Annotated in this window: 10 protein-coding genes; 6 read left to right on the top strand and 4 right to left on the bottom strand. The window is 71.3% G+C overall.

The window, feature by feature from the left end; genetic code table 11:
- Together ACFC09_RS42960 and ACFC09_RS42955 are read right to left on the bottom strand one after the other, a co-directional pair.
- Positions 1-574: maltotransferase domain-containing protein (locus tag ACFC09_RS42960; protein WP_376538086.1), on the bottom strand; the 574-nt coding region annotated here is incomplete at its 3' end.
- A 69-nt stretch (positions 575-643) separates the two neighbouring features.
- Positions 644-943, bottom strand: coding sequence for a DUF5133 domain-containing protein (locus tag ACFC09_RS42955; protein ID WP_376538084.1), 300 nt, complete (start codon positions 941-943; stop codon positions 644-646).
- A 302-nt stretch (positions 944-1,245) separates the two neighbouring features.
- Between ACFC09_RS42955 and ACFC09_RS42950 the strand changes: the two genes are divergently transcribed.
- Both ACFC09_RS42950 and glgX read left to right on the top strand, forming a co-directional pair.
- Positions 1,246-1,758 (top strand): pep a2, encoded by a 513-nt coding sequence (locus ACFC09_RS42950; RefSeq protein ID WP_376538082.1) that lies wholly within the window; start codon positions 1,246-1,248, stop codon positions 1,756-1,758.
- Between the two features lie 23 nt (positions 1,759-1,781).
- A complete protein-coding gene (gene glgX / locus ACFC09_RS42945; RefSeq protein ID WP_376538080.1) occupies positions 1,782-3,902 on the top strand; it encodes a glycogen debranching protein GlgX in 2,121 nt (706 codons plus the stop codon).
- A gap of 152 nt (positions 3,903-4,054) precedes the next feature.
- Here the strand turns inward: glgX and ACFC09_RS42940 are convergent, their stop codons facing one another.
- A complete protein-coding gene (locus ACFC09_RS42940; RefSeq protein WP_376538078.1) occupies positions 4,055-4,864 on the bottom strand; it encodes a VOC family protein in 810 nt (269 codons plus the stop codon).
- A 127-nt stretch (positions 4,865-4,991) separates the two neighbouring features.
- On the opposite strand from ACFC09_RS42940, the gene ACFC09_RS42935 reads away from it, so the two are divergent.
- On the top strand, positions 4,992-5,306 hold the full coding sequence (locus ACFC09_RS42935; protein ID WP_376538076.1) for an ANTAR domain-containing protein: 315 nt from the start codon (positions 4,992-4,994) through the stop codon (positions 5,304-5,306).
- 30 nt (positions 5,307-5,336) lie between these two features.
- On the opposite strand, the gene ACFC09_RS42930 is transcribed toward ACFC09_RS42935, so the two are convergent.
- Entirely contained in the window at positions 5,337-6,125 is a 789-nt protein-coding gene (locus ACFC09_RS42930; RefSeq protein WP_376538074.1) for an RNA polymerase sigma factor SigF, read from the bottom strand.
- 351 nt (positions 6,126-6,476) lie between these two features.
- On the opposite strand from ACFC09_RS42930, the gene ACFC09_RS42925 reads away from it, so the two are divergent.
- The 3 genes from ACFC09_RS42925 to ACFC09_RS42915 are packed head-to-tail and all read left to right on the top strand — an operon-like array spanning position 6,477 to position 8,582.
- Positions 6,477-6,905: a MarR family winged helix-turn-helix transcriptional regulator gene (locus tag ACFC09_RS42925; RefSeq protein ID WP_376538090.1), complete on the top strand. Its 429-nt coding sequence runs from the start codon at positions 6,477-6,479 to the stop codon at positions 6,903-6,905.
- Positions 6,902-7,762, top strand: coding sequence for an ABC transporter ATP-binding protein (locus tag ACFC09_RS42920; protein WP_376538072.1), 861 nt, complete (start codon positions 6,902-6,904; stop codon positions 7,760-7,762). The genes ACFC09_RS42925 and ACFC09_RS42920 overlap by 4 nt, the downstream gene beginning before the upstream one ends.
- A complete protein-coding gene (locus ACFC09_RS42915) occupies positions 7,722-8,582 on the top strand; it encodes an ABC transporter permease (RefSeq protein ID WP_376538070.1) in 861 nt (286 codons plus the stop codon). The genes ACFC09_RS42920 and ACFC09_RS42915 overlap by 41 nt, the downstream gene beginning before the upstream one ends.
- Positions 8,583-8,758 lie beyond the last annotated feature (176 nt).

The following is an 8,758-nucleotide window of genomic DNA, read 5'->3' as shown; positions in this document are numbered from 1 at the left end:
GGAGGGGGAGCGGGTCGGAGGCGGTGACCAGTTCGCGCAGCGGGTGGCGGGCCAGGACCTCGTCCACCTCCGGCGCCAGCGCCGCCCCCAGCCGCTCCCGCAGCGGGAGCGAGTCGTCGTCCAGGGACCGGGCGGCGGCGAGTACCCGGGCCCGGTCGGGCCCCTTCGGCACCCCGGCGGCGGCCCGCGCGTACAACTCCGCGCCCTCCTCCAGGACCAGCCCCGTGTCGATGCCCGCCGGGATCTTGACACCCGCGACGCGCCGCCAGGTGCCCAGGGGATCGCTCCAGCCCTCCACGTGGTAGGTCCAGTGGCCCGTCGCGTCCGGGGTGACGTCCGCGCCCCAGCGGTCCGTGCCGGGGGCCAGTTCGCGCATCGGCGTCCACGGACCGCGCCGGCCCAGCGGGTCGCACAGCACCACGTTGGCGCCGAGGGCGTCATGGCCTTCGCGGAAGACGGTCGCGGAGACCTGGAACGTCTCCCCGACGACCGCCTTCGCCGGGCGCCTGCCGCACTCCACGGCCGGCCGGACGTCGCGTACCGGGATACGGCCGATGGCCGGATTCGCCTGCATGGGTCTCACCTCCGCCGTGCGTGAAGCCGGGCCCGGGGCCCGGCTGTGGATCCGGTGAACCGGGGAACTTCAGTGCCTCGCCACCCTGGAAAGCCGCCCCGCCGGCGGCGCCCGCCGGACCCCGCCCTTGTGCCGTGGGCGCGCGCCCCGCTCGCGCGGCCGGCCCCCCGGGCCGCCGCGCAGGTAGTGTTCGGCGGCGTCCGCGGCCTCCCGGGCACAGCGCTTGCCCATGAGCGCGCAGAGGGTGTGGCCCGAGTCCTCGAACATGGCCCGCACCGCCCGGTCGGACGGCGCCGCGAGCATCGCGCGTTCCCACGCCCGGTACCGCCGCAACTGCCTGGCCACCTCGGCCTCAGCGGGTAGCAGCATGGCCCTGTTCACCCTCCACGCTCTCGACTGGGCGCGTCTCCCGACGGTCGGGTGGACTCCGGGCACGGAGCGGCACGGGTCCGTTACGGCGATCGAGGCATTTCACTAATGGTGCACGTACGGGCACGCAGCGTCTTGTTGGTTCTTCAACCACCTGGATGCGCTCGTGTTGCACGAATGGCGTAGTGCGGCCACTGTGGATCTGACTCAGAAGCGACCAGTGCTCGACGCTCCGTGATCGGGGCCCATGCCCATGGGGGGCGGTGACGAGCGGAGTCTCGCCGGCGAGGGAGCAAGCGACGATGAAGACCGCAGTGCCCTGCTACTACCACCTCGACGTGGAAGTCAGCCCCGAGCGTGTGGGTCAGGTCAGCCGGATCCTGGCCGCCCATCTCCGCCACTGGGACCTGGAGAACCTGGTGGCCCCCGTCCGCAGCGGCGCGGAACTGCTGCTGCGCGCCATCGACGAACACGCCACGGACAAACGCGCGTCGATCGAGATGTGGTGGAACGGCCAGCACCTCATCACGGCCGTCGGCGACGACGACCGTGATCTGCGTCCCGACCAGGATCTGCGGGCCTGCCTGGCACGCATCGCGGCGATGAGCGACGGCTGGGGGTGCTGTGCGTCGGAGACCGGCAGCAAGATCATCTGGTTCTCGCAGCGCGCCCGCGCGGGCGAACGCGTCCCGCTGGTGCCGACCGCCCCGGCCCCCAGCCTTCGCCAGGTGCGCCAGGTGCCGCGCGCCATGCCGGTCCCCGGCCTGGCCACCCCGGCGGCCGCCGCGCAGGCCGCCCTGGCGGGCGCCCGGTGACGGCGAAGCGGTCCCGGAAAGGGGTGCCCGTGTGGAGCGGGCACCCCTACCCGTTGGGCGCCGCCTTCGACGGGCAAGGCACCAACTTCGCCCTCTTCAGCGAGGTCGCCGAACGCGTCGACCTCGTCCTGGTGGACGACGCGGGCGCCGAGACCCGGGTTCCGCTGACCGAGGTCGACGGGTTCGTGTGGCACGGTCATGTGCCTGGGATCGGTCCGGGCCGGCGCTACGGCTACCGGGTGCACGGACCCTGGGACCCCGGCCTCGGCCACCGGTGCAACCCGGCGAAGCTGCTCCTCGACCCGTACGCACGCGCCGTCGACGGGCAGATCGACAACCACCCCTCGCTCTACGAACGCGCCCCCTCCGGCCCGGCCCCCGCCGACAGCACCGGCCACTCCATGCTGGGCGTGGTGACCGACCCGTACTTCGACTGGGGCGACGACCGCCCGCCCGGACGGCCGTACGCGGAGACCGTCATCTACGAGGCGCACGTAAGCGGGCTGACCCGCACGCACCCGGACGTCCCCCCGAGGCTGCGCGGCACCTACGCGGCGCTCGCGCACCCGTCGGTCGTCGAGCACCTGACCTCGCTGGGCGTGACCGCCGTCGAGTTGATGCCGGTGCACCAGTTCGTGCAGGACGGCGTGCTCCAGGACCGCGGACTGTCGAACTACTGGGGCTACAACACGATCGGCTACTTCGCCCCGCACAACGCCTACGCCGCGTTCGGCACCCGCGGCCGGCAGGTCAACGAGTTCAAGGCGATGGTCAAGGCGCTGCACGCGGCCGGACTCGAAGTGATCCTCGACGTGGTCTACAACCACACCGCCGAGGGCAACGAGCGCGGCCCCACGCTCTCCTTCCGCGGCATCGACAACGCCTCCTACTACCGCCTCGTGGACGGCGACTGGGCGCACTACTACGACACCACCGGCACCGGCAACAGCCTGCTGATGCGGCACCCCTACGTGCTCCAGCTGATCATGGACTCGCTGCGGTACTGGGTCACCGAGATGCACGTCGACGGCTTCCGCTTCGACCTCGCGGCGACCCTGGCCCGGCAGTTCCACGAGGTGGACCGGCTGTCGGCGTTCTTCGACCTGATCCAGCAGGATCCGGTGATCAGCCGGGTCAAGCTCATCGCCGAGCCCTGGGACCTGGGGGAGGGCGGCTACCAGGTCGGCAACTTCCCGCCGCTGTGGTCGGAGTGGAACGGCAAGTACCGGGACACCGTGCGGGACTTCTGGCGGGCCGAGCCGGGCGCACTCGGCGAGTTCGCCTCCCGGCTCACCGGCTCCTCGGACCTGTACGCGCACAGCAGGCGGCGCCCCCGGGCCAGCGTCAACTTCGTGACCGCGCACGACGGTTTCACCCTGCGCGACCTCGTCTCGTACAACGACAAGCACAACGAGGCCAACGGCGAGGGAAACCGGGACGGCGAGAGCGTCAACCGGTCCTGGAACTGCGGTGTCGAAGGGGAGACCGACGACCCGGCCGTCCTCGAACTGCGCGCCCGCCAGCAGCGCAACTTCCTGGCCACGCTGCTGCTGTCGCAGGGCATCCCGATGCTGTGCCACGGCGACGAACTCGGCCGCACCCAGGGCGGCAACAACAACGCCTACTGCCAGGACAGCGAGGTCTCCTGGATCGACTGGCGGCTCACCGGCGCACAGCGCGGCCTCGCGGACTTCACCCGGCACGTCGTCGGCCTGCGCGCCGCCCACCCCGTCCTGCGCCGGCGCCGCTTCTTCCGCGGCGACACGGCCACCCACGCCGGACAGCCGCTGCCCGACCTGGTGTGGCTGCTGCCCGACGCACGCGAGATGACCGACCGGGACTGGCAGCGCTCCGACGCGCACTCGGTCGGCGTCTTCCTCAACGGCGACGCCATCGCCGAGCACGACCCCTACGGGCGGCGGGTGATCGACGACTCGTTCCTGCTGCTCCTCAACAGCTACTGGGAACCGGTCGGCTTCCGCCTGCCCGACGCCACCTACGGCGAGCGCTGGACCACCCTGATCGACACCGCCTACCCCGACGGCATCCCGGACGAACGAGAGCGCAAGGCGAACACCGGACTGCGCGTGGAGGCCCGCAGCCTGGTACTCCTGTCCAGACCCTCCCGCACCCCCACCGACTGAACCCACCACCCCCTGACCGACCTACCCCGACAGGCGCGCCCCGTCAGGGGCGCGGGGAACTGCACGCCCAGCCACGACGGGCCCGCAGCCGCACACGAACCGACCAAGCCAGGCGCCGCCCCACCCCCCTCCAAAAAAAGCGGAGCGCACCGTCACCGCTCACGCCGAGAAGTCACCGTGAACTGCGCCCCGTCCGGATCCCGCAGGATCGCCTCGGCCGCCTCCGCACGCAGCACGCTGCCCCCGTGCCGCTCCGCGTCCCGGCAGCAGGCCGCCAGGTCGGTCACGAAGAAGTGGATCTGCCAGTGCGGCCGGACCGTGGGATCGGGCGCGGCCTCCACCGCGCCCGAGTCGATGCGTGCCACGACCGCACCCCGGCTGCGCAGCACGACCTCGCCGCCCTCGTACTCCACCTCGCAGCCGCCGGAGCGGTCCGAGGCCCAGTCGAGGATCTCACCGTAGAAGAGGGCCGCGTCGAACGCGTTGCGGGTGTGCAGCCGGATGAAGGTCGGTGCCGCCCGGCGCCACGACTCCCAGTTGGAGACCAGGTCGCCCTCCCAGATCCCGAAGGTCGCCCCATCCCGGTCCGCGAGCAGTGCCGCCCGCCCCGGCGGCAGGGACAGCGGCCCGACCGCGGCCGTTCCACCGCGCTCCCGGGTCCGGCTCGCGACCACGTCCGCGTCCCGGACGGCGAAGTACGGCGTCCACGCCACCGCCATGTGCCACATGGAGGCGACCGCGGCGATCCCGGCGACCGGCACCCCGTTCACCAGCGCGATCCGGAAGTGTTCGCCGAGCCGGACGCCACGCCACTGCCAGCCCAGCACCGCCGAGTAGAAGGCGGTCGTGGCCTCCAGGTCGCGGCTGGTCAGACTCACCCAGCACGGCGCGCCGAACACGGACCGGGTGGAGATGACGTTCTTCTTGTCCGGTCCGCCGGGGAGGGTCGTGTCATGGTTCATCGCGGTCGCGTCCTGATCTCGTGGACCGATGGACACCGGTCTGCCCCCAGTGTCCAACCGGAGGCCGATCCCGTGCCTGTCGAGCACCCCGGTGGCACGGGGCCGGTCGGGTGACGACGATGGATGGATGGGTGACCACGAATCTGACCGGTTCCTGGAGCTGCAGGAAGAAGTCGATCAGCTGAAGGAAGCCGTCACCTCCCACGCCGTCGTGGACCAGGCGATCGGCATGGTGGTCGCGCTGGGCCGGGTCACCCCCGACCAGGGATGGGCCGTGCTGAAGGAGGTCTCGCAGCACACGAACATCAAGCTGCGCCAGGTCGCCGAACTCATCCTCATCTGGGGGCGTACGGGAGACATGCCCTCGGAGATCGGCACCGAACTGGAGGACGTGCTCGACCGGTACGGGCCGACCCGGATACCGGGGGCACCCGCGGAGTGAGCCCCGGCCCACGGCCCGGTCCGGCCGGGCTCAGCCCGGCTCGGAGAGCAGTTCCTCGCGCAGCCGGTCGCAGCAGCCGCTGATCAGCCGGGAGACGTGCATCTGCGAGATGCCGAGCTGACTGGCGATCCGGCTCTGCGTCATGCCGCGGAAGAACCGCAGGTACAGGATGGTGCGCTCGCGCTCGGGCAGCGCCTGCAGACAGGGCCGTACGGCCGCCCGGTCGACGACGAGGTCGAATCCCGGATCCGGCCCACCGAGGGTGTCGCCGAGACAGTGGCCGTCCACGCCCGGCGTCTCCGCGTCCAGCGACAGCGCCGAGAAGCACTCCAGGGCCTCCATGCCCGTGCGTACCTCGGCCTCCGTCAGCCGGGTGTGCTCGGCGATCTCGGCGATGGTGGGCATCCGCCCCGCCGTCGCCAGCTCCTTCACTGCGCCGCGCACCCGGTTGCGCAGGTCCTGCACCCGGCGCGGCACGTGCAGGGTCCACATGTGATCGCGGAAGTGGCGTTTGATCTCGCCGGTGACGGTCGGCACCGCGTACGCCTCGAAGGCGCGGCCGCGCGTCGGATCGTAGTGGTCGACGGCCTTGACCAGGCCCAGCGCCGCTACCTGGTACAGATCCTCCAGTGCTTCGCCGCGGCCACGGAAGCGGACGGCGATGCGTTCGGCCATGGGCAGCCAGACCTGGACCAGTTCGTCGCGCAGCGCCCGGCGCCGCGGGCCCTCGGGCATTTCCGCGAGCCGTTCGAAGGCGGCCGCGGTGTCCGGAGCGTCATCGTGCGGATGGGACTTCGCCCTGGTGGTGGTACCCGTCATGGGTGCGCACCTCCCTCAGCGTGTGCCGGATGGACGGACAGCGTGGGAGACGCGCGTTCGGATCCGATCGGAGGGTTTCCGGGGCGGTCCGGAGCACCATCCCCCACGGACGTGCCTCCTGTCCGAAGCACTTCCCTGCCGATTCCCGTCACCCGGCACGACCAAACAAATCAATCTAAAGAGTGATAAAAGGTGCGGCGCTCTTGACTTGCCCTTGGAGTTCTCGTGGGAGAAATACCTCTGTAACAGAGATAATCTTTCCGCGTGGAAACGGATCGCGCAGAAACGGATCGGCCGGAAACGGATCACGAGCAGGCGGACCGTGCCGCGGCAGAGCGCCTCTCCGAGGAGCTGGGCAGCGCCCTGGGCGGGATCCAGCGACTGATCCGGCGCCGGCTGCGGAGCGGGACGAGCGGCCCCCGCCTGCGCGGTGCCGAGGTGGAACTGCTCCGCCTGGTCCAGACCCGGCCAGGTATCGGCATCAAGGAGGCCGCCCGGGAACTGCACCTGGCGGGCAACTCCGTGTCGACCCTGGTCAACCAGCTCGTCAAGGACGGCCATCTGGTCCGGGAGACCGACCCGTCCGACCGGCGGGCCGCCCGCCTGCGGCTCACCGAAGCGGCCGGCAACCGGCTGCGCGACTGGCAGCGCCGCCGGGTCGCCCTGGTCGACCGGCACGTCTCCCGCCTGACCGAGGCGGAGCGCGACACCCTGAGCGCCGCGCTCCCGGCCCTGCGCAGGCTGGCCGTCACCCTGCACGAGGAGGCAGAGGAAACATGACGCGCGACACCACCGCCGGCCCCGCCGAGGCCGTCACCTGCACCGGACTCACCTACACCTTCGGTGAGACCAGGGCGGTGAACGGGCTCGATCTGTCCGTGGGGGAGGGTGAGGTCTTCGGGCTGCTCGGCCCCAACGGCGCCGGAAAGACGACGGCGATCCGCTGCATCATCACACTCCTGCCGGTATCCGCCGGCATGGTCCGGGTCTTCGGCCACGACCCGGCCGCCGAACGGATGGCGGTGCGCCGCCTGCTCGGCTACGTCCCGCAGCAACTGTCCGCCGACAGCAGCCTCACCGGCCGGGAGAACGTCGCCCTGTTCGCCAGGGTCTTCGACATCCCCCGCCGCGAACGCGCCGAACGGGTCGCCCAGGCGCTGGCCGCCGTCGACCTCGCCGACGCCGCCGACCGGCTGGCGCGCACCTACTCCGGCGGCATGGTCCGCCGGCTGGAACTGGCCCAGGCCCTGGTCAGCGCACCCCGGCTGCTGATCCTCGACGAGCCGACGATCGGTCTCGACCCGATCGCCCGCACCAGCGTGTGGGAGCACATCAACGCCGTCCGTGCGGTCACCGGCATGACCGTCCTGGTCACCACCCACTACATGGACGAGGCCGACCAGTACTGCGACCGCATCGGCCTCATGCACCGCGGCCGCGTCCAGGCCCTCGGCACCCCGGCCGAACTGCGGCAGGGGCTCGGCGAACGCCGTCGCGCCGAGGGCGCGCCGGCCACGGACACGCTGCCCACGCTGGAGGACGTCTTCCGGGACGTCGCGGGCAGCGGTCTCGACGACCAGTCAGGAGGTTTCCGCGATGTCCGAAGCACCCGCCGCACCGCCGGCCGTCTCGGCTGACCGAGCGCTCGACGCCGGCACCAGTCTGCTGCTGCGCCCGCCGCAGCCCCGTGTCGGCTGGCGGCTGCTGCCCGCCCGGGTCGTCGCGATGTGCGCCGTCGAACTGCAGAAGCTGGCCCACGACCGTACCGAGCTGTACACCAGGGCGATCCAGCCCGCCCTGTGGCTGCTGATCTTCGGCCAGACCTTCACCCGGATCCGGGCGATACCCACCGGTGGGATCCCCTACATCGACTACATGGCGCCCGGCATCATCGCCCAGTCCGCGATGTTCATCGCCATCTTCTACGGCATCCAGATCATCTGGGAACGGGACGCCGGCATCCTGAACAAGCTCCTGGTGACCCCGACGCCGCGCTCGGCGCTCGTCACCGGCAAGGCGTTCGCCTCCGGCGTGAAGTCCCTGATCCAGGCCGTCGTCGTCATCGTCATCGCCGCGCTCCTCGGCGTCGGGCTCACCTGGAACCCGCTGAAGCTGCTCGGCGTCGCACTGGTCGTGATCCTCGCCTCCGCCTTCTTCTCCTGCCTGTCGATGACCATCGCGGGCATCGTGCTCAGCCGGGACCGGCTGATGGGCTTCGGGCAGGCGATCACGATGCCGCTGTTCTTCGGCTCCAACGCCCTCTACCCGGTGTCCGTCATGCCCGGCTGGCTCCAGGCGGTCAGCAAGGTGAACCCGCTCAGCTACGAGGTCGACGCCCTGCGCGGCCTGCTGCTGGGCACCCCGTCGCACGTGGCCCTCGACTTCGGGGTCCTGGCCGTCGCCGGCGCCGCCGGCATCGCCGCGGCCTCGTCCCTGCTGGGCCGGCTTGCCCGCTGATCCGCCCGGCCGCGCCGATCCTGCGTCCGACGTGATGTACGGCACGCCCGGCCGGGCCCCCGCCACCCGCCGCGGGGGATTCCTCCTGTCCAACGCTTGATCAATGATCAAAGGGTGCGAATCACCTGGCCAAGGCGTATTCCGCTCATTTGACAGTGTGCTCAGCGCACAGATAG

It is taken from the genome of Streptomyces sp. NPDC056161 (assembly GCF_042268025.1).
Classification (GTDB): domain Bacteria; phylum Actinomycetota; class Actinomycetes; order Streptomycetales; family Streptomycetaceae; genus Streptomyces.
This window is presented reverse-complemented; position numbering and strand designations above follow the sequence as displayed.

Bases quoted from the DNA above. Each gene is read 5' to 3' on its own strand.
- ACFC09_RS42955 (WP_376538084.1), bottom strand. From the start codon at position 943: ATGCTGCTACCCGCTGAGGCCGAGGTGGCCAGGCAGTTGCGGCGGTAC.
- ACFC09_RS42950 (WP_376538082.1), top strand. From the start codon at position 1,246: ATGAAGACCGCAGTGCCCTGCTACTACCACCTCGACGTGGAAGTCAGC.
- ACFC09_RS42940 (WP_376538078.1), bottom strand. From the start codon at position 4,864: ATGAACCATGACACGACCCTCCCCGGCGGACCGGACAAGAAGAACGTC.
- ACFC09_RS42935 (WP_376538076.1), top strand. From the start codon at position 4,992: ATGGGTGACCACGAATCTGACCGGTTCCTGGAGCTGCAGGAAGAAGTC.
- ACFC09_RS42930 (WP_376538074.1), bottom strand. From the start codon at position 6,125: ATGACGGGTACCACCACCAGGGCGAAGTCCCATCCGCACGATGACGCT.
- ACFC09_RS42920 (WP_376538072.1), top strand. From the start codon at position 6,902: ATGACGCGCGACACCACCGCCGGCCCCGCCGAGGCCGTCACCTGCACC.
- ACFC09_RS42915 (WP_376538070.1), top strand. From the start codon at position 7,722: ATGTCCGAAGCACCCGCCGCACCGCCGGCCGTCTCGGCTGACCGAGCG.